Source organism: Actinomadura madurae (assembly GCF_047130825.1).
Classification (GTDB): Bacteria; Actinomycetota; Actinomycetes; order Streptosporangiales; family Streptosporangiaceae; genus Spirillospora; species Spirillospora madurae.
The window spans coordinates 5,897,395-5,915,777 of the sequence record NZ_CP083237.1; the positions used below are offsets into that span (position 1 = coordinate 5,897,395).

Genomic DNA, 18,383 nt, shown 5'->3' on the forward strand with positions numbered 1-18,383 from the left:
GAAGGAGGTAGGGGGTCAAGTGCGTTACGTCGCCTACATCGGCAATCTGACCCGCCTGGCCGTCGAACTGGTCAACGGTGACGAGCCCAGCGAGCTGCGGCGGGAGTTCTTCCGCCAGCACCACATAGCCGAACCGGACGCCGGCGAGCTGGAAGGTCTCCTCGCGCCCCTGCGCGAGGCGGTCGCTGCCGTCGCGGACGGCGGACCGATCGCTCCCGTCAACCTGCTGCTGGAACGCTTCCCGCCCGTGATGCACGTCAGCGAGCACGACGGGGAGGGCCAACAGCACCTGCACTTCGGCCGCGACGGAGAGGAGCCCGTCGCCTGGCTCGGCCGCAGTTGCGCCGCGGCCCTCGCGCACGCGATCTGCGGAGACCCCGAGGTGGCCGTGGGCCGGTGCCGGGCGGAGGGGTGCGCGCGCTTCTACGTCGACGACTCCCGCAACCGCAGCCGCCGCTTCTGCTCCAACACCTGCGCGAGCCGGACGACCGTCGCCAACTACCGCGCCCGCCGCAAGGCGGCCACCACCCGCTGAGCCGCGCCGCCGTGCACCTCGCGTCGGCGGACTCGACCCGCCCTGCTCGGCGACATGTAGTCGTCGTAGTTCGCTTGACCACCTACACCCTTGCCTCCTAGCGTAGGCAGCATGAGCGCTAATGACACCTACACAATTCTCGACACCGCCCGCCGCCTGCACGTGCTCGGTGACTGGGACCACGCCGCCGCACTGCTGGCCGGAGAGCGAAGCACCGAAGCGCTCGAACTGAGGGCCGAGATCCTGTACGAGCGGTTCCTGTTCAGGCTCGACGGCATCGACGCCGCGGCCGGCGCGATCGCGGACCTCGGCCCGGAATCGCCGCGAGCCCGCCTGCTCGCCGCCCGGCTCGCCTACACCCGCCTGGTCTTCAAGCTGGACCCGCTGCCGGAGGACTACGAGACCGCCGAGTCCGGGTACCGTTTCGCGTCCGCCGACCCGGCCACGCACGGATGGGCCGAGTTCCACTGGGGAGCGCTCCTCGACAACGTCCGCGACGACGGTGATGCCGCGAAGGCGCACTACACCGAGGCTCTCCAGGCCGCCCACCGGGAAGGCGACCCGATCCTCGAATCGATCGTGCTCCGCCACCTGGCCTGGCGGGTGATCGAGGACGGCGATCGCGACGAGGGGCTGCGCATGCTGCGGCGCTCGCTTCATCTACGCTCCGCGGTCGGCCTGCGTCCGCAGATCGCCGCGGCCCAGCTCCTGCTCGCCGCCGAGCTGCCCGGCGATGATCTTGAGCGTGCCACTCTCGTCGAGACCGCCCGGACCACCGCCGACGAACTGGGCCTCAGCTGGGTTCGGACCGGCCTCGATCAGCTCGCCGCCTGACACCAGCCCCGAGGGACGTCCCGATACTCGGTCCCGAGGACCTGTCGCCGAACGGCGTCACGCCGTCCTTCTGGCGCCGCCGGTTCTAGGCGCGCTTGACTTCAAGTCGCCTTTAAGTCGCAGCATGACGCGCATGTCCAACGAAACGATCGAAGCCCTCATCCCTCAACTCGATGCGGTCGACGCGAGCCCGGGCGCCGCCGAGCTGCGCGCCCGCTCGTACGAACTGCTGCGTTCCGCCCCGGGCTCGCTCACGGTCGATGTCGGCTGCGGTGCCGGGCGCGCCGTCGCCGAGCTGGCGGACCAGGGCGTCCGGGTGATGGGGATCGACGTTGACGACCAGATGATCGCGCTGGCGCGGAAACGCCGGCCGGACGGCGAGTTCCGCGTCGGGGACGCGTACGCCCTGCCGCTCGGGGACGGGGAGGCCGCGGGCTATCGGGCCGACAAGGTCGTCCACACGCTGGCCGACCCGGGGCGGGCGCTCGCCGAAGCACACCGGGTTCTCACCCAGGGCGGGCGCGTCGTGCTGTGCGGACAGGACTGGGACACGTTCGCGATCGATTCCGCCGACCCGGAGGTCACCCGCACCATCGTGCAGAAACGCGCCGACCTGGTCGCGTCGCCGCGGGCCGCCCGCCGGTACCGCAACCTCCTGCTGGACGCCGGCTTCCGCGACGTGACGGTCGAGGTGCACACGGGGGTGTTCACCGACGGCTCGTTCCTGCCGGTCCTCACCCGCCTCGCCGAGACCTGCCGCGAGCACGGCGCGATCACGCCCGCACAGGCCGAGACATGGATCGCCGACCAGCGGGAACGCGCCCGGACCGACCGGCTGTTCGCAGCCGTACCGATCTTCATGGCGGCGGCGACCCGTCCCTGAGAGGGCGAGCCGGCCGGGCGCGGTCAGCGCTGCGGGGCGGGGACCTTGCCTATGCCGAGGGTGTTCTGGGCCGGCATCAGGCCGGTTTCCAGCACCTTCACCAGGATCGGCATCGTGAGCTGCGCGAGGCGGTCGGCCTTGGCGGCGCCGAGCGCGCGCCACGGTTCGTGGGCGAGGTCGTCGGTCAGCCGCTCGACGGAGTCGCGGAGTTCGCGTCCCGCGGCGGTCGCGGTGCCGGCGGCGTCGACGAGGCCGCGGGACGCGAGGCGGTCGCGGGCGGCGGACCACTCGGCGTCCGTCCAGCCGCGGCTCGCGAACGTCTCCTCGGGCGCGGCCCCGATCGCGGCGAACGACACCAGCGCCTCGGCCGGGTCGAGCCCGTGGGCGAGCAGCGCTGCGACGTGCCCGTCCCCGCGCTGCTCGCGCAGGATGCCGATGGCGTGCCAGAGGACGAGGTGCGGTTCGTCCGGCCAGGGCAGGCCGGCGTTGGCGGCGGCGATCGGGCGCCCGGCCGTGCTCGCGGCCTCGGCGGCGGCGCGGGCCAGCTCGGCGGCCTCGGCGAGGTCCGCGTCCGCGATGCCGTCGCCCAGAAGCGCGCGGTACATGGCGTCGACGGCGCGGAGGCGCCCGTCGAGGACGCGTTCGGGCGGCGCGACCGCCCAGGCCGCGGGGACGTGCTCGGCCACCATGCGGGGGCTGAAGCTGTAGAAGGCGGCCGAGACCAGCTCGGGGCCCGCGGCGCCGAGGGGCGCGGCACGCCAGGCGAAGTAGCTCGGCCAGCGGGTGCCGGTGTCGTAGCCGAGCCGCTCCGCCTCGGCGAACACCTCGGGCGAGTACCAGAACAGGGCGTGCACGGCTTCGAGCTGGTGCCACATCTGCCGTGCCAGGCCCGGGTCGTCCGTCATCGACGTCTCCTCTCTCGTTGCCTCCCACCCTATCTTGACATTGACTAGATTGGAACGTCGACCGGTCTGCGGGCGGGACGGCGCTCGTGGCGGGGGAACACCAGCAGGGCGAGGACGGCCAGCCCGACGCTCGCGGCGCGCAGCGCGAACGGCCCGGTCTCCCGGGGCCACGGCTCCCCGTACAGCAGCGTGGCCGACAGCAGCAGGTGCGTCTTCGCGGTGACCGTGACGACGGTGACGATCACCGTGAGGCGGCAGCGCTGGAGGCCGATCGTCAGCAGCCCGACCCCGAGCGTCCCCGCGAGGAGGAACAGGTACGGGTGGGGCGAGGACGGCACGTCCGCCCCGCGGCCCGCCGCGAGCATCATCGCCATGCCCTGCCCGCACGCCTCGGCCGCGCCGAGCAGGACGCCGGCGCCCAACCCGTAGGCGATGCCCGTCAGCGGCCGTGCGTGCCGGCCGGCGACGGGCCGGTCCCGCACGGCGAACATCCAGAGCGGCAGCGCCAGGGAGGGCACGAACACCGGGGCCGCCTCCCGGAGCGGGAGCGCGGCGGCCCCGTCCGCGCGGTGCATCTCGTCCGGCACCGGCAGCACCGACAGGGCCGCGGCGACCATCGCCGCCACGGTGATGAGGACGGCGGCCCACTCGCGCGCGGTGGGGCGCTCGCCGAACCCGCTCATCCCGACGGCCAGCAGCAGGACGAGCCCGAGCCCGTAGGCGGGCAGCGTCGCGGCGACCGGAAGGCCGGCGAGGGCCGTGGCCGAGAGCCCGAAGCCGGCCGCGAGCACCAGCAGGCCGGCGAGCCAGCGCGGGCTGCCGAGGAACCGCGCCGCGGCCTCGGCCGGATGGCGGCCGGAGACCGGGCCCATCCGCCCTGCGGCGGTCTTGAAGAGAACGTAGGCGGCGATGTAGACGGCCTGCGCGGCACAGGCGAGGACGACCGCTTGCATGGCGCACCTCCACGGGGTGGGCCTTGAGCGTGACACGGGGAACGCGGTCGGTGATTGGCGCTGAAAGACGGAGAAACCGCCCGATTTGTACGTTCGAGTGAGTGGTTCCCCTCACATCCGCGCCACCGATGCCCGCGCCCCGCACCGGCGCGCACGGAGCACCATCAGATATGTGGTGAAGTGAGCAATGTGCTGGTCGTTGTTCACTTTTTCCGTGATGCGGGAGTTCTGTGGTAACTCCTACCGTAAGCTCCGCCACCGAGGGTGAAGCTGTCCCGGAAAGGCCAAGATCAATGCGTCCGTTGCGTTGCCCGATCACTCATCGCAGGTGAATGATTGCGGTGCGCTTCCGAGTCCGAGTGGTGATGCATTGACGTCCTCCCCCCGTTGAAGGCGGGGGGATTTCAACCGTTCCTACGCTGGGTGGAGGTCGGGTTGGGGTTCGCGGTTCCCCGAGACCTGTGCGAAGGAGACGTGCCGGCGTCCAGCACGGTCACGGATGCCCCGGAACGACTTCACACCGCCGGAGATAGGGCGGGACCAGCGGAACCGGACCCATCCCACCTTCGGGACCCGTACCTCACCCGTCTTGCGGGACAGGCGCCGTACATCCCATTGCCTGCCGCGCCGACCGACGATCCGGAACCCCTCATGCACACCGGCTTTGCGCCACGTCGGCCGCTGGTGCGTCCCGCCGAAGAAGTTGGCCATGGCTTGGCCGAAGTCCTTGAGCGCCTTGTGCTGAACGGTCACCGACCCGGCGCGCAGCCACGCGAACGCGGCGCGGGCCTCCGTGAGCTGGGCGCACCGCTCGGCGAACCCCGGCGCATCCCGGCGGTCGGGCCTCCAGTGCCCGTGCTGCTCGACGGCCAGGTTCCATACGAACCGGGCGTGCCCGCAATGCTCGAGCAGCCCCGCCTCCTGATCGGAAGTCGACTGCAGACGGTAACGGGACACGCACCCGACGCTAACGGAAAGGACCGACAGAACATGACCAGCCGCAGGAGCACCCTCCCCGGCCAAAGGGATGGGGCGTTCGCCCCAGAAGCCCAGTGACCGTAGGGATGGAACGGCTCGGTGAACCGTTCGGCTTCACCGGCGACGGCGACGGCGGCCGGCGAGCCCGCCGCCTCGTCCGCGAGCGTGCCGCGAAGGTCGTCGCGGACGACACGCTCCTGGACGACGTCGAGCTGATGGCCGCCGAGGCGGTCGCCAACGCCATCCTGCACGGTTCCGGGCTCGTCACCGTGGACGTCGCCACCGACGGCGAGCGGCTCCGCGTGGAGATCGCCGACGACGGCCCCGCCCAGTCCGACCCGCACAGGCGCCCCCGCCTCGACCACGGCCGCGGCCTCACCGTCATCGACGCGCTCGCCGACGAGTGGGGGCTCGACCAGACCACCCGCCGCACCCGCCTCTGGTTCGTCGTCGACGCCCACCGCACACCCGCCGACGCCTGACCCGCGTGCTCAACCCGCGTCCTGGGCCAGCGCGCGGCGCAGCACCTTGCCGGTGGCGTTGCGCGGCAGGGCGTCGACGAACGTGACGTCGCGCGGCACGGCGAAGCGCGCCAGACGGTTCCGGACGTGCGCGCGCACGGCCTCGGCGTCCAGCGTCTCCCCCGCGCGCAGCACGACGAACGCGGCGGCCCGCTGCCCGAAGTCCTCGTCCGGGACGCCGACCACCGCGACCTCCCTGACCTCCGGCAGCCGCTCCAGCACCTCCTCGATCGCGCTCGGGAAGACGTTCTCACCACCCGAAACGATCATGTCGTCATCGCGGCCGTGCACGAACAGCCGCCCGTCCCCGTCGAGGTGGCCGAGGTCGCCGAGGCTCAGCAGGCCGTCCCGCGTCTCCCGGGTCTCGCCGCCGGTGTAGCCGGCGAAGAGCAGCTCGTTCGCGGCGAAGATCCGCCCGGTGACGCCGGCCGGGACGGGCTCGCCGGCGCCGTCCAGGACCGCGACCCGCGTGCCGGGCGGCGGGGTGCCCGCGGTGTCCGGGTGGGCGCGCAGATCGGCGGGCGTCGCGATGGTGACCCACGACGCCTCCGTCGACCCGTACAGGTTGTAAAGAACGTCGCCGAACTCGTCCATGAAGGCGGTGGCGAGCGTCGCGGGCAGCGCGGAGCCGCTGACGGCCGCGATCCGCATCGAGGACGTGTCGTGCGCGCGCCGGACGCCGGCCGGGACGTCCAGGACGCGCTGGAGCATGACCGGGACGGCGACCAGCGCGGTCGCGCCGGTCTCCTCGATCGTGCCGAGCGTCCGCCGGGGGTCGAAGCGGGACCGCAGGACGACGGTGGCGCGCAGCGATACCGCCGTCTGGAGCATCGCGTATCCCCAGGTGTGGAACAGCGGCGCCTCGATGAACATCCGCTCGTGCACCCGGTACGGGATGCGGGACAGGATCGACGCCAGCGGCGACAGCCCGGGGCGCGAGTGCCGGTCGGCGCCCTTGGGCCGGCCGGTCGTGCCGGAGCTGAGCACGATCGTCCGGCCCGCCCTGGCCGGGGGCTCGACCGGCGCGGCGGGCGCGGCGTCGATGAGCCTCTCCAGCTCCGACCCCGGCCCGCCCGCGGTGATGGCGTGCACGCGCTCCGGCACCGCCGCGAGGAAGTCCCCGAACTCCTCGTCGGCGATCACGACCTCGACGCCCTGCTGACCCAGCACGGTCACGAGCTGGCCGGTGCTCATCCCCGTGTTCAGCAGGACGAGGTCGCAGCCGCCCTTGCCGCACGCCGCGAGCACCTCCACCATGCCGCGGTGGTTGCGGCAGAGGACGGCCACGCGCGGGGCGTCGCCGAACCGGCCGAGCGCGGTGGCGAGGCGGTCGGTGCGGGCGTCGAGCTCGCCGTAGGTCAGCTCCCCGGCGTCGTCCACGACCGCGACGACGTCCGGATCGCGCGCGGCGGCGGAGGCGACCGTCCCGCCGAGCAGGGTGCCCCAGCGGCGGAGCGCGCCGAGCTGGCGGGCGACCTTCAGCGGCGGCCCGGGACGCCACAGCCCGCTCCGGGCGAACATGCCGCCCACCCGCGCGACCGACGCCGCGCGGCGCCCGAACTCCGTCCGTCCGCTCATGTGACCGCCTCCGGTTGAGGTTCCGGATAGGAACGGTACGGACGTCGCGCGCCGTCCTCTGCTGATCCGCGCCAGCTCTTCGGCCGGGCGGTTGTCAGGGAGGTGACAACGGGCGGCCGTGCGCGACGGGGACCGTCCCGGCGTCCTCGTCGTCCGCGGCGGAGGTCCCGGTGAGTTCGGCCGCCTCGGAGGTCTCGGCCAGGTCGAGGCTGTCGCGCAGGGTCACCGGCCTGAGGAACGCCGCCGCGACGAGCCCGACGACCGCGATCCCGGCGGAGATCATGAAGATGTGCCCGGTCGCGTCGCCGTACGCGGCCTGGACGATCTCCCGGACGGGCGCCGGCAGCGCGGCGATGTCGAGGGTGCCCGCGTCGCCGCCGCCCGCCGCCGGGCTCGCCCCGAGCCCGCGCAGCCCGTCGGTGATCCGGGCGGCGACCTGGTTCGCGAGGACGGCGCCGAGGACCGAGACGCCGATCGTCCCGCCGAGCGAGCGGAAGAACGTGACGGTGCCGGACGCGGCGCCGATCTCGTCCAGCCGCACCGAGTTCTGCACGACGAGCACGAGGTTCTGCATGGTCATGCCGACCCCGGCGCCGACCAGGAACATCCCGGCGCCGATGAAGACCAGCGAGGTCTGGTGGTCGATGGTGGCCAGCAGCCCGAACCCGGCGGTCAGCACGACCGTGCCGGTCACGATGTACGGCTTGACCTTGCCGGTCCTGGTCGCGAGGCGTCCGGCGACCGCGGACGCGCCGAACACGCCGAGCATCATCGGGAAGGTGAGGATTCCGGCCTTGGTCGGGCTGTAGCCGCGCCCGATCTGGAAGTACTGGCCGAGGAAGACGGCGCCGCCGAACATGGCCATGCCGACCGCGAGGCTCGCCACGATCGCGAGCGCGGTGTTGCGGCGCGCGACGACGTCCAGCGGGACGATCGGCTCCGCCACGCGGGACTCGACCCGCATCGCGAGCGCGAGGAGCAGGACGCCGCCTCCGGCCATCGCGGCCGTCTGCCAGGACAGCCAGGCGAAGTTCCGTCCGACGAAGGTGACCCAGATGAGCAGGACGCTGACCCCGGCGGCGATCAGCGTCGCCCCCACGTAGTCGATCTTCACGTCCGGGCGCCGGACCACCGGGAGCCGCAGGGTCTTCTGCAGCAGCCCGAACGCGACCACCGCGAACGGGACGCCGATGAAGAAGCACCAGCGCCAGCCGAGCCACGAGTCGACGATGACCCCGCCGAGCAGCGGCCCGCCCACCGTGGCGACCGCCATCACGCCGCCGAGGTAGCCGTAGTACCGGCCCCGGTCCCGCGGGCTGATCATCGCGGCCATGATGATCTGGACGAGGATCTGCAGCGCGCCGACGCCGAGCCCCTGCACCGCGCGGAACGCGATGAGCTGCCCCGTGCTCTGCGCGAACCCGGAGGCCACCGACGCCAGGACGAAGATGGCGACGCCCGCCTGGAGCAGCACCTTCTTGTCGTAGAGGTCGGCCAGCTTGCCCCAGATCGGGGTGCTGGCCGTGGAGACCAGCAGGGTCGCGGTGACGACCCAGGTGTACTGCGACTGGCTGCCCTTCAGCGCGCCGATGATCTGCGGCAGCGCGGTGGACACGACGGTGCTGCTCAGCATGGCCACGAAGAGCACCAGCAGCAGGCCGCTGAGCGCTTCGAGGATCTGCCGGTGCGACATCGGCGCCGATCGTGGTCGAGCCTGCTCGGTCAACAAAGCCTCCGGGAGAAGTGGGAACGAGGGCTCCAACCCTGGCCCGGTCCAAATCATTCCCAATGAGCAACTTTTCCCGTTGCGCAGCCTGGCTTCTCGGTAGGCTTGCCTGACCATGGAGAGGACCGGCGGGCTGCGCGAGCGCAAGAAGGAGGCGACGCGCCGCGCCCTGCACGAGGCCGCGATGCGGCTCGCCGTCGAGCACGGCCTGGACGCGGTCACCGTCGAGGCCATCGCGGACGCCGCCGGCGTCTCCCGACGCACGTTCTCCAACTACTTCGCCGGCAAGGAGGACGCGCTGCTCTACGGCGCCGAGCAGCGCATCCGGTCCCTGGTCGGGACGTTCGAGGCCCGCCCGCCCGAGGAGTCGTCCTGGACGGCGCTGCGCGCCTCGTTCGGCGCCGTGCGCGACCGGTTCGGCGAGCCCGACCCGCGGTGGGCCGCGCAGATGCGCCTCGCCCGCGAGCACCCGTCCGTCCTCGCCCGGCAGCTCGCCCAGTACGCCGAGTTCGAACGCAGCCTCGCCGACCTGATCGCCGTCCGGGACGGCCTGCCGCCGTTGCGCGCCCGCGTCATGGCGGGCGCGTTCATCACCGCGCTCCGCATCGGGACCCTCACCTGGATCGAGCAGCAGCCGCCCCACTCCATGAGCGAGACCGTCGAGGCGGCACTCGCCGAGATAGCCCGCGAGTTCCGCTAAGGGCGTTCCGTTACGGGCGGGGGACGTTGCGCAGGTTGCTGCGGGCGAGGTCGAGTATCTTGCCCACGCCGCCGGTCAGCACGGTCTTGCCCGCCGCGAGCGCGAAGCCCTTCACCTGCTGCGGGGTGATGTGGGGCGGAAGGGACAGGGCGTTCGGGTCGGTGACGACGTCCAGCAGGTAAGGGCCGGGCGCGGAGAGGGCGCGTTCCATCACGGTCCGGACGTCGGACGGGCGCTCCACGCGCGCCGACTCGATGCCCATCGCGTGCGCGATCGCGGCGTAGTCGACGGGCTCGTGGTCGGTCTCGTAGGACGGGAAGCCGTCCACCATCATCTCCAGCCGCACCATGCCGAGCGACGCGTTGTTGAAGACGATGATCTTCACGGGGACGCGGTGCAGCTTCACCGTCAGCAGCTCGCCGAGGAGCATGGCGAGCCCGCCGTCGCCGGAGACGGAGATGACCTGCCGTCCGGGCGCGCCGTACTGGGCGCCGATGGCGTGCGGCAGAGCGTTCGCCATGGAGCCGTGGACGAACGAGCCCATCACGCGGCGGCGCCCGTTCGGGGTGATGTAGCGGGCGACCCACACGTTGCACATGCCGGTGTCCACGGTGAAGACGGCGTCGTCAGCGGCGAGGTCGTCCAGGACGCTGGCGACGTACTCGGGGTGGATCGGGATGTGCTTCTCAATGTCCCGCGTGTAAGCGGAGACGACGTTCTCCAGCGCGCGGGCGTGGCGGTGCAGCATCTGGTTCAGGTACGTCTGGTCCCGCTTCTGCTCGACCTTGTCCATGACGAGCCGGAGCGTTTCCCCCACGTCGCCGTGGACCGCGAGGTCGAGCGGGGTGCGGCGCCCCAGCTTCGACGGGTCGTCGTCCACCTGGACGGTGTTCTTGCCCGGCAGGAACGGGTCGTAGGGGAAGTCGGTGCCGAGCAGCAGGACGAGGTCGGCCTCCTGCATCGCCTCGTAGCAGGCGCCGTAGCCGAGGAGCCCGCTCATGCCGACGTCGAAGGGGTTGTCGTACTGGATCCACTCCTTGCCGCGGAGCGCGTGGCCCACCGGCGCCAGCAGCCGGTGCGCCAGCTCCATCACCTCGGCGTGGGCGTCCTTGACGCCGGACCCGCAGAACAGCATCACCCTGCGCGCCCGGTTGAGCGCGCCGGCGAGCTGCGCCACCTGCTCGGACGGCGGCCGGACGATCCCCTTCCGGACGAGGAAGTCGTGCTCGCCCGCGGGGCCCGCGGCGTCCTGGCCGGCGACGTCGCCGGGCAGCGTGAGCACGGAGACGCCGCCGAGCCCGACGGCGTGCTGGATCGCGGTCCGCAGGATGCGCGGCATCTGCGCGGGCGTGCCGATCGCCTCGCAGAAGTGGCTGCAGTCGGTGAAGACCCGCTCGGGATGGGTCTCCTGGAAGTACCCGCTGCCGATCTGCGTGCTGGGGATCTGCGACGCGAGCGCGAGGACCGGCGCGCCGGAGCGGTGCGCGTCGTACAGGCCCTGGATCAGGTGCGTGTTGCCGGGGCCGCAGCTTCCCGCGCACACGGCGAGCCGTCCCGTCGTCTGCGCCTCGGCCGCCGCCGCGAACGCGCCCGCCTCCTCGTTGCGGACGTGCACCCAGTCGATGCCGCCCGTGCGGCGGACGGCGTCCACGACGGGGTTGAGGCTGTCGCCCACCACCCCGTAGACGCGCCGGACGCCCGCCTGCCGCAGCACCTGGATGAACTGGTCGGCGACGGTCGCCATCGTCCCTCCCCGTACACGTCTCCCGCTTCCCCGCACGGAGGAGATGCCCGGTGATCTCCGCCTGACACCCGGCCACGGACGCGGTTAAATGGTCAATCCGTGAACCATCGTGAGGGCGAGCGCATGAGCAGTGACGCGGAACTGGACTTCTGGTCGTTCGTCGATCTCGCCGGGGAGCGGCTGGCGGAGGAGTTCGGGTTCCCGCACCGGCTGGCGACGCGGCTGCTGCTGACCCTGAACCGCGCGTCGGCGATCGTCACCTACGACCTGGAGTCCACCGTGCACCGGCCGCGCGGGCACTCGTGGGCGGGCTTCCGGCTGCTGTTCGTGACCTGGCTCGCCGGGCCGCTGGAACCGGGGCGGGCCGCCACGCTGGCCGGGATGAGCCGCGCCGCGGTGTCCAACCTGGCGAAGACGCTGGTCGCGGACGGGATGATGACCCGCACGCCCGGGGAGCGGGACGGCCGGTCGGTGATCCTGTCACTGACCGAGCGGGGCCGCGCGGCGATGCTGGGGATCTTCGCCGGGCAGCACGAGCGCGAGCGGCAGTGGGCGGGCGCGCTGACCGAGACCGAGCAGCGGATGCTGATCATGCTGCTGGACAAGCTGATCGAGGGCCGGCACCGGTTCGACGTGCGCGAACGGAGCTGACCCCCGGTTCGCCCCCGATTCCTCCTGGCCGGATTGGGCCCTTCCCTGGATGGGAGAACAGTCGTAGTGTCGGGGAAAAGTAGTTAATGCATTAATCATCGGAGGCGATGGACCGTGACCCACTACCGCCGGGTCGGCCACGTGCCGCCGAAACGCCACACCCAGCACCGCCACATGGACCACGGGGACGGCGCGGAGCGGCTTCTCTTCGAGGAACTGATGGGCGAGGAGGGCTTCTCCTCCGACTCGTCCCTGCTGTACCACCGGGAGATCCCGTCGGCGATCGTCGACTCGCAGACCTGGGACGTCCCGGGCCTCACCACCACGCCCAACCATCCGCTCAAGCCGCGCCACCTCCGGCTGCACGAGCTGTTCCCGAAGGAGACGTGGGCGGAGACCGACGCCGTCACCGGCCGCCGGGTCCTGCTCGCCAACAACGACGTCCGGCTCTCCTACGTCGTGTCCGCCGCCGACTCGCCGCTGTACCGCAACGCCACCGGCGACGAGATCGTCTACGTCGAGTCCGGCACCGCCACCGTCGAGACGATCTTCGGGACGCTGGCCGTGCGGCAGGGCGACTACGTCGTCATCCCGACGTCCACCACGCACCGGTGGCTGCCGACCGGCGACCAGCCGCTCCGCGCCTACGCGATCGAGGCGACCGGCCACGTCGCGCCGCCGAAGCGGTACCTGTCGCGCTACGGCCAGTTCCTGGAGAACGCCCCCTACTGCGAACGCGACCTGCACGGCCCGGACGAGCCGTTCACCCTGGACGGGACGGACGTCGAGGTCCTGGTGAAGCACCGCGGCTCGCGCGGCATCACCGGCACCCGCATGACCTACGCCAGGCACCCGTTCGACGTCGTCGGCTGGGACGGCTGCCTGTACCCGTTCACGTTCAGCGTCCACGACTTCGAGCCGATCACCGGCCGCGTCCACCAGCCGCCGCCCGTCCACCAGGTGTTCGAGGGCCACAACTTCGTCGTGTGCAACTTCGTGCCGCGGAAGGTCGACTACCACCCGCTGTCGATCCCGGTGCCGTACTACCACTCCAACGTGGACTCCGACGAGATCATGTTCTACTGCGGCGGCGACTACGAGGCGCGCAAGGGTTCCGGCATCGGCCAGGGGTCGGTGTCGGTCCACCCCGGCGGGCTCGCGCACGGCCCGCAGCCCGGCGCGTACGAGCGCAGCATCGGCGTCGAGTTCTTCGACGAGCTGGCCGTCATGGTGGACACCTTCCACCCGCTCGAACTCGGCGAGGGCGGCCTGGCCTGCGAGGACGAGGCCTACGCCTGGACCTGGGCGAGGCGGTCATGATCCCCGCGTTCGCCGTCCGGCTCTGCGACGACGCCGCCGTCTTCCCGCCGGGCCTCGCGCCGCTCGCCGAGGCCGTCCCGGCCCACCGCGACCACCTGTCCGCGCCCCACGCGGAACTGGTCGGCCCGCTCGTCGTCCCGGCCGCCGCGCTGGACGAGCTGTACCCGCTGCTCGGCGGCGAGCCGCTCGACGTGTCGGTCACCGCGCCGAGCGGGCCGTGCCAGGCGGCGAAGGCGATGGGCGCCGCCGCCGACCTGCCGGTCACCGTGCGCGGGCTGGAGGTCGCCGTCCCACCCGGCATGGGGCCCGACGAGTTCTTCCGCGTCCTCGGCCGTGTCGAGCCGCCGGTGTACGTCGAGATCCCCCGCGACGAACGCCGTCCGGCGTTCATCGCCGCGGCCGCCGCGCGCGGCCACCGCGCCAAGTTCCGCACGGGCGGGGTGAAGGCCCATCTCTACCCGAGCCCGGACGAGCTGGCCGCCGGGATCGCGGCGGTCGTGGACGTCGGCGTCCCGTTCAAGGCGACCGCGGGGCTGCACCACCCCGTCCGCAACACCGATCCGGAGACCGGCTTCCACCAGCACGGCTTCCTGAACCTGCTGCTCGCGACCGACGCCGCGCTCGCCGGACGCCCGGTGGCGGAGCTCGCCGCCGTCCTGGCCGACCGCGACGCGCCGTCCGTCGCGTCCCGCGTGGCCGGGCTCGGCGCAGCGCGCACGGCCGCCGTGCGGGCCGCGTTCCTGTCCTTCGGGACGTGCAGCATCACCGACCCTCTCAGCGAACTCGCCGACCTCGGCCTGCTCGCGTCCGCCGCCCTCCAGGAGACCTGCCGTTGACCCGTATCGACATCCCCGGGAACTCCCTCTTCGGGCTCGCCAACCTCCCTTACGGCGTCTTCTCGACCTCCGGGACCGCGCCCCGCGTGGGCGTGCGCGTGGCCGACTCCGTCGTGGATCTGGCCGCCGGCCTCGGTGACGACGTGTTCGCCGCGCCGTCGCTCAATCCCTTCATGGCGCAGGGCCATGCGCGCTGGGTCGAGGTCCGCGGACGGATCCTCGACCTGGTCTCGGGCGACATCCCGGGCGAGGCCGTGCATCCCCTCGACTCCGTCACCCTGCACATGCCGTTCGAGGTCGCCGACTACGTGGACTTCTACGCGTCCGAGCACCACGCGTCCAACCTCGGGCGGCTGTTCCGTCCGGGGTCCGAGCCGCTGATGCCGAACTGGAAGCACCTGCCCGTCGGCTACCACGGCCGCGCGGGCACGGTCGTCCCGTCCGGGACGGACATCGTCCGGCCTTCCGGGCAGCGCAAGGCGGAGGGTGGCCCGGCCTTCGGCGAGAGCCGCCGCCTCGACATCGAGGCAGAGGTCGGCTTCGTCGTCGGCACCGGCTCGTCGCTGGGCAGTGCGGTGGGCACGGACGACTTCTCCGAGCGCGTTTTCGGCGTCGTCCTGGTCAACGACTGGTCGGCCCGGGACATCCAGGCCTGGGAGTACGTCCCGCTCGGGCCGTTCCTGGGGAAGAGCTTCGCGACGTCCGTCTCGCACTGGGTCGTCCCCCTCCTCGCCCTGGAGGAGGCCCGCGTCGCGACCCCGCCCCAGGACCCGGAGCCGCTCCCCTACCTCCACGAGAAGAACCCGTGGGGCCTGGACCTCACCCTCGAAGTCTCGTGGAACGGCCAGGTCGTCTCCCGCCCGCCCTACCGGGAGATGTACTGGTCGCCGGCCCAGATGCTCGCGCACATGACGGTGAACGGCGCCTCGTCCCGCACCGGCGACCTCTTCGCGTCCGGCACCGTCTCGGGGCCGGCCAAGGACCAGCGCGGCGCCTTCATCGAGCTCACCTGGGGCGGCAAGGAGCCGGTCACGGTCAAGGGCGAGCCCCGATCCTTCCTGGAGGACGGCGACGAGGTCTCCATCACCGCCACCGCCCCCGGCCCCGGTGGCGCCCGCATCGGCTTCGGCGAGGTCACCGGCAGGATCCTCCCCGCCCGCTGATCACCGAAAGTCAACCGGGCGGCATGGCCGAGCGGTCAGAGGCCGGCGAGGAAGGCGAGCATCGCGGCGTTGACCTCGCCGGCCGCCTCCATCTGGACGAAGTGGCCCGCTCCTTCGACGATGTGGACGTCGCGAAGCCCCGGCACCGCGGTCTCCATCCGCTCCATTGCGTTGGAACCCATCATCTGGAGGACGGGGTCACGCTCGCCCACGAGGAACAGCGTCGGAACGGTGACGGGCTCGTCCGGACGGCGCTGCTTCTCTTCCCAGACGTGGTCGTAGGCCCGATACCAGTTGAGGCCTCCGGTGAAGCCCGTCCGGCGGAACTCGTCGACGTAGTAGGCGAACTCGTCCTGTGACAACCACGGCCAGGGCAGGGGCGGGGCTTCGGGCAGCACATCGAGGTAGCCGTTGCCTTCGCTGGGGTGCCGCCAGATGTCGAGGTACCGGTAACCGCCGCTGAGCGCCCAGAACACGTTCGCCAGGAAGCGCTCCGGCGCCGCTCCCAACTCCTGGTCCGCGGGCCCCTCCTCCTGGAAGTAGTGCACGTGGACGAAATGCTGCTCGGCCATGCGCGCATAGATCTCGGTGGGCGGACGCGTCGAGACGGGCATGCGCGGCACGCTCAGCTGCATCAGCGCCTTGACCCGTCCAGGGGCCCACTGGGGCAGGTCCCAGACGAGAGCGGCCCCGAAGTCGTGCCCGGCGAAGACGGCCTCCTCGATCCCGAGCCCGTCCAGGAGCCCGACCAGGTCGGCGACGGTGTGCCGCCGGTCGTACGCCTTCGGCGAGGCGGGACGATCGCTCCGTCCGTACCCGCGCATGTCGACCGCGATCGCCCGGTACCCGGCCGCCGCCAGCACCGGAAGCTGATGCCGCCAGCTGTACCAGAGCCCTGGAAACCCGTGGCACATGACCACCGGGAGCCCGCTCCCCTGCTCGGCCACATGCAGCGCGACGTCGCCGACGTCGAGCATCCGGTGCCGGACCTCCTGCTCGCCAAGGCTCATACCGACGATCCTCGACGCCCGCCCCGGCATGATCCTCTCCCCTCCCGTTCACCGGGACGCCCCTGGACGGGCCGTCCCCGATGGCCGAGGGTCGACCACCATGGCGCACCCGTCCGACCTCGCCGAGCGCGTCGCCCGGCTGGAGGCCATCGAGGAGATCAAGGCCCTCAAGCACCGCTACCTGCGCGCCTGCGACGCCAAGGACCCGGCGACGTTCCGGGACTGCTTCATCGCCTCGGGCGCCTCGATCGACTACGGCCGGCTCGGCTCCTTCGACGACGCGGAGGGCATGGTCAAGGTCTTCGAGTCGATCGCGCTCCGGCGGGTGGACGGCCGCGACGCCGTTCTCGACATGCATCACGCGACGCATCCGGACATCACCGTGCACGGCCCGGACAGGGCCTCCGGCCGCTGGACGCTCAAGTTCCGCCAGGTGAACCTGCTCGACATGACCGAGTCGGTGAGCACGGGCGAATACCACGACGAGTACGTCGTCGAGGACGGCCGCTGGAAGATGGCGAGATGCCGCTTCCGCCGCTATTGGACGATCACCCGCCCGATCGGCGGCGACTGCCGCGTCGACCAGGCGGGCGACGTCCCGTAGCTCAGGGACGGACCGCGACCGCGTCCACCTCGAACAGCATGCCGGGCAGCGCGAGCGCGGCGACGCCGGTGAGGGTCTGCGTCGGGGGCTCGTCCTTCCAGATCTCGCGGATCCGCTCGGCGAGGACCGCGAGCTTCCCGGCGTCGTGCTGGACGATGTGGGTGCGCAGCTGGACGACGTGCCCGAAGCCCAGCCCGACCGACGCGAGCGCGGTCTCCAGGTTGGTCAGCGAGCGCCGGACCTGCCCGGCGAAGTCCTCCGCGACGACCTCGCCCTCGATGCCGGATGCGTACTGCCCCGCGATGAAGACCAGCTCGCCCGAGGCGGACGCGACGTGGCTGTAGCCGAAGCGGACCGGGTCGTGCAGGCCGAGGGGGTTGGTGATGGCGTGCGTCATGGTCGTTCTCCTCATCAGGACGCGGCGGGGTTGCGGAGGGTGACGTTGATCCGGTTCCAGGCGTTGATCGCGGCGATCACCATGACGAGGGCGGCGAGCGACTCCTCGTCGTAGTGGTCGGCGGCGTCGTTCCAGACGTCGTCGGAGACGCCGTCCGGGTTCTCGCCGATCCGGGTGGCGGCCTCGGCCAGGGCCAGCGCGGCCCGCTCCTCGTCGGTGAAGAAGGGCGCCTCGCGCCAGGCCGCGACCGACCAGAGCCGCTCGTCGGTCTCGCCGGCCTTCTTGGCGTCGGTGGCGTGCATGTTCACGCAGAACGCGCAGCCGTTGATCTGGCTGATGCGCAGCCTGACCAGCTCCAGCGTGCTCTGCGGGACGGGGCTGCCGTTGATGTACGACTCCAGCGCGAGCATGGCCTTGTACCCCGCCGCGGCGGGCTTCACGACGTTCATTCGTGCCTGCATGGTGGTTTCCTTTCTGCAATCTGGATGTTAAATGTCCAGAATTAGCCGATGGCCGGACGCCCTGCCGGGCCGGCCGTGATCAGGTGCGCAGGTTCGCGAGCCAGGCGCGGGTCTCGCCGGGCGTGGCCGGACGGTGCCGCTCGACCGTGTCCCGGATGTCGGCGAGGGTCTGCCCGGCCAGCTCCTTACGCCAGGCCAGCTCGGCCCGCCGCATGGCCTGGGAGACGAAGCACCGCCTGCGGTAGTCGATCCCCTCGTGCTCGCCGGGGCCCTGCCGCAGGATCTCCTCGCAGCGGAACGCCTCGTCCGGCCCCTCGATCGCCGTCACGACGTCCAGCAGCGTGACGTCCCCGGGGCTTCGCGCGAGCCGGAACCCGCCGCGCGGCCCGGGGGTCGAGGTGAGGATGCCGGCGCGGGCCAGCGCCTGCAGCTGCTTGTTCAGGTAGGCCGCCGGCAGCGCGTAGAACGCCGCCATCCTGGCCGCCGTCACGGCCTCGCCCGGCTCCAGCCAGGTGAGGTTGAGGCAGCTGTGGATCGCCCATTCGACCCCCTCGCTCATCCGCATATTCTGGATACTAGGCATC

The 18,383-nt window shown here is 71.9% G+C and carries 20 protein-coding genes; 10 read left to right on the top strand and 10 right to left on the bottom strand.

All coding sequences use genetic code 11. The features are described 5' to 3' along the window. Window positions 1–19 precede the first annotated feature (19 nt). From K8Z49_RS26690 to K8Z49_RS26700, 3 genes are all read left to right on the top strand, one after another. Window positions 20–535, top strand: coding sequence for a CGNR zinc finger domain-containing protein (locus K8Z49_RS26690; RefSeq protein ID WP_021597454.1), 516 nt, complete (start codon window positions 20–22; stop codon window positions 533–535). A 111-nt stretch (window positions 536–646) separates the two neighbouring features. Next, on the top strand, window positions 647–1,369 hold the full coding sequence (locus K8Z49_RS26695; RefSeq protein WP_033330151.1) for a hypothetical protein: 723 nt from the start codon (window positions 647–649) through the stop codon (window positions 1,367–1,369). Between the two features lie 133 nt (window positions 1,370–1,502). Further along, window positions 1,503–2,252 (top strand): methyltransferase domain-containing protein, encoded by a 750-nt coding sequence (locus K8Z49_RS26700; protein WP_412515513.1) that lies wholly within the window; start codon window positions 1,503–1,505, stop codon window positions 2,250–2,252. Between the two features lie 23 nt (window positions 2,253–2,275). Here K8Z49_RS26700 and K8Z49_RS26705 read toward each other — a convergent pair whose 3' ends face one another. The 3 genes from K8Z49_RS26705 to K8Z49_RS26715 form a co-directional block, all read right to left on the bottom strand. After that, window positions 2,276–3,157, bottom strand: coding sequence for an SCO6745 family protein (locus K8Z49_RS26705; protein WP_412515514.1), 882 nt, complete (start codon window positions 3,155–3,157; stop codon window positions 2,276–2,278). A gap of 44 nt (window positions 3,158–3,201) precedes the next feature. Then, window positions 3,202–4,110, bottom strand: coding sequence for a hypothetical protein (locus K8Z49_RS26710; RefSeq protein WP_412515515.1), 909 nt, complete (start codon window positions 4,108–4,110; stop codon window positions 3,202–3,204). 414 nt (window positions 4,111–4,524) lie between these two features. Further along, on the bottom strand, window positions 4,525–5,067 hold the full coding sequence (locus K8Z49_RS26715; RefSeq protein WP_412515516.1) for a helix-turn-helix domain-containing protein: 543 nt from the start codon (window positions 5,065–5,067) through the stop codon (window positions 4,525–4,527). A 95-nt stretch (window positions 5,068–5,162) separates the two neighbouring features. Between K8Z49_RS26715 and K8Z49_RS26720 the strand changes: the two genes are divergently transcribed. Next, window positions 5,163–5,570, top strand: coding sequence for an ATP-binding protein (locus K8Z49_RS26720; RefSeq protein ID WP_235206295.1), 408 nt, complete (start codon window positions 5,163–5,165; stop codon window positions 5,568–5,570). A gap of 9 nt (window positions 5,571–5,579) precedes the next feature. On the opposite strand, the gene K8Z49_RS26725 is transcribed toward K8Z49_RS26720, so the two are convergent. Both K8Z49_RS26725 and K8Z49_RS26730 read right to left on the bottom strand, forming a co-directional pair. Further along, entirely contained in the window at window positions 5,580–7,187 is a 1,608-nt protein-coding gene (locus K8Z49_RS26725) for an AMP-binding protein (protein WP_075024083.1), read from the bottom strand. A gap of 94 nt (window positions 7,188–7,281) precedes the next feature. Further along, entirely contained in the window at window positions 7,282–8,880 is a 1,599-nt protein-coding gene (locus tag K8Z49_RS26730) for an MDR family MFS transporter (RefSeq protein WP_412515517.1), read from the bottom strand. Window positions 8,881–9,028: 148 nt separating this feature from the next. On the opposite strand from K8Z49_RS26730, the gene K8Z49_RS26735 reads away from it, so the two are divergent. Then, a complete protein-coding gene (locus K8Z49_RS26735) occupies window positions 9,029–9,613 on the top strand; it encodes a TetR/AcrR family transcriptional regulator (protein WP_021594895.1) in 585 nt (194 codons plus the stop codon). Between the two features lie 10 nt (window positions 9,614–9,623). On the opposite strand, the gene K8Z49_RS26740 is transcribed toward K8Z49_RS26735, so the two are convergent. Continuing rightward, a complete protein-coding gene (locus tag K8Z49_RS26740; RefSeq protein ID WP_412515518.1) occupies window positions 9,624–11,357 on the bottom strand; it encodes a pyruvate dehydrogenase in 1,734 nt (577 codons plus the stop codon). Window positions 11,358–11,480: 123 nt separating this feature from the next. Between K8Z49_RS26740 and K8Z49_RS26745 the strand changes: the two genes are divergently transcribed. The 4 genes from K8Z49_RS26745 to fahA all read left to right on the top strand — a co-directional run bounded on the left by K8Z49_RS26745 (window position 11,481) and on the right by fahA (window position 15,327). Next, complete coding sequence (locus tag K8Z49_RS26745; protein ID WP_111830746.1) at window positions 11,481–12,008, top strand: MarR family winged helix-turn-helix transcriptional regulator; 528 nt, start codon at window positions 11,481–11,483, stop codon at window positions 12,006–12,008. A gap of 114 nt (window positions 12,009–12,122) precedes the next feature. Then, window positions 12,123–13,328, top strand: coding sequence for a homogentisate 1,2-dioxygenase (locus tag K8Z49_RS26750; protein ID WP_021594898.1), 1,206 nt, complete (start codon window positions 12,123–12,125; stop codon window positions 13,326–13,328). After that, a complete protein-coding gene (locus K8Z49_RS26755) occupies window positions 13,325–14,164 on the top strand; it encodes a hypothetical protein (RefSeq protein ID WP_412515519.1) in 840 nt (279 codons plus the stop codon). The genes K8Z49_RS26750 and K8Z49_RS26755 overlap by 4 nt, the downstream gene beginning before the upstream one ends. Continuing rightward, complete coding sequence (gene fahA, locus K8Z49_RS26760) at window positions 14,155–15,327, top strand: fumarylacetoacetase (protein ID WP_412521174.1); 1,173 nt, start codon at window positions 14,155–14,157, stop codon at window positions 15,325–15,327. The genes K8Z49_RS26755 and fahA overlap by 10 nt, the downstream gene beginning before the upstream one ends. Window positions 15,328–15,362: 35 nt before the next feature. Here fahA and K8Z49_RS26765 read toward each other — a convergent pair whose 3' ends face one another. Further along, window positions 15,363–16,337, bottom strand: a complete 975-nt coding sequence (locus K8Z49_RS26765) for an alpha/beta fold hydrolase (protein WP_412515520.1) — start codon at window positions 16,335–16,337, stop codon at window positions 15,363–15,365. A 100-nt stretch (window positions 16,338–16,437) separates the two neighbouring features. Here K8Z49_RS26765 and K8Z49_RS26770 point away from each other — a divergent pair, with 100 nt between their 5' ends. Further along, window positions 16,438–16,941 carry a nuclear transport factor 2 family protein gene (locus K8Z49_RS26770; RefSeq protein ID WP_021594902.1) on the top strand — a complete coding sequence of 168 codons (504 nt, stop codon included), beginning with the start codon at window positions 16,438–16,440 and terminating at the stop codon, window positions 16,939–16,941. Window position 16,942: 1 nt separating this feature from the next. On the opposite strand, the gene K8Z49_RS26775 is transcribed toward K8Z49_RS26770, so the two are convergent. The 3 genes from K8Z49_RS26775 to K8Z49_RS26785 all read right to left on the bottom strand — a co-directional run bounded on the left by K8Z49_RS26775 (window position 16,943) and on the right by K8Z49_RS26785 (window position 18,358). Then, window positions 16,943–17,338 carry a RidA family protein gene (locus K8Z49_RS26775; protein ID WP_412515521.1) on the bottom strand — a complete coding sequence of 132 codons (396 nt, stop codon included), beginning with the start codon at window positions 17,336–17,338 and terminating at the stop codon, window positions 16,943–16,945. A gap of 14 nt (window positions 17,339–17,352) precedes the next feature. Further along, complete coding sequence (locus tag K8Z49_RS26780; protein WP_075024075.1) at window positions 17,353–17,799, bottom strand: carboxymuconolactone decarboxylase family protein; 447 nt, start codon at window positions 17,797–17,799, stop codon at window positions 17,353–17,355. A 79-nt stretch (window positions 17,800–17,878) separates the two neighbouring features. After that, window positions 17,879–18,358, bottom strand: a complete 480-nt coding sequence (locus K8Z49_RS26785) for an RrF2 family transcriptional regulator (protein ID WP_021594905.1) — start codon at window positions 18,356–18,358, stop codon at window positions 17,879–17,881. Window positions 18,359–18,383 lie beyond the last annotated feature (25 nt).

Coding starts and splice junctions, on each gene's coding strand:
- K8Z49_RS26695 (WP_033330151.1), top strand. CDS start 647: ATGAGCGCTAATGACACCTACACAATTCTCGACACCGCCCGCCGCCTG.
- K8Z49_RS26700 (WP_412515513.1), top strand. CDS start 1,503: ATGTCCAACGAAACGATCGAAGCCCTCATCCCTCAACTCGATGCGGTC.
- K8Z49_RS26705 (WP_412515514.1), bottom strand. CDS start 3,157: ATGACGGACGACCCGGGCCTGGCACGGCAGATGTGGCACCAGCTCGAA.
- K8Z49_RS26710 (WP_412515515.1), bottom strand. CDS start 4,110: ATGCAAGCGGTCGTCCTCGCCTGTGCCGCGCAGGCCGTCTACATCGCC.
- K8Z49_RS26725 (WP_075024083.1), bottom strand. CDS start 7,187: ATGAGCGGACGGACGGAGTTCGGGCGCCGCGCGGCGTCGGTCGCGCGG.
- K8Z49_RS26730 (WP_412515517.1), bottom strand. CDS start 8,880: ATGTCGCACCGGCAGATCCTCGAAGCGCTCAGCGGCCTGCTGCTGGTG.
- K8Z49_RS26735 (WP_021594895.1), top strand. CDS start 9,029: ATGGAGAGGACCGGCGGGCTGCGCGAGCGCAAGAAGGAGGCGACGCGC.
- K8Z49_RS26740 (WP_412515518.1), bottom strand. CDS start 11,357: ATGGCGACCGTCGCCGACCAGTTCATCCAGGTGCTGCGGCAGGCGGGC.
- K8Z49_RS26745 (WP_111830746.1), top strand. CDS start 11,481: ATGAGCAGTGACGCGGAACTGGACTTCTGGTCGTTCGTCGATCTCGCC.
- K8Z49_RS26755 (WP_412515519.1), top strand. CDS start 13,325: ATGATCCCCGCGTTCGCCGTCCGGCTCTGCGACGACGCCGCCGTCTTC.
- K8Z49_RS26765 (WP_412515520.1), bottom strand. CDS start 16,337: ATGAGCCTTGGCGAGCAGGAGGTCCGGCACCGGATGCTCGACGTCGGC.
- K8Z49_RS26770 (WP_021594902.1), top strand. CDS start 16,438: ATGGCGCACCCGTCCGACCTCGCCGAGCGCGTCGCCCGGCTGGAGGCC.
- K8Z49_RS26775 (WP_412515521.1), bottom strand. CDS start 17,338: ATGACGCACGCCATCACCAACCCCCTCGGCCTGCACGACCCGGTCCGC.
- K8Z49_RS26780 (WP_075024075.1), bottom strand. CDS start 17,799: ATGCAGGCACGAATGAACGTCGTGAAGCCCGCCGCGGCGGGGTACAAG.
- K8Z49_RS26785 (WP_021594905.1), bottom strand. CDS start 18,358: ATGAGCGAGGGGGTCGAATGGGCGATCCACAGCTGCCTCAACCTCACC.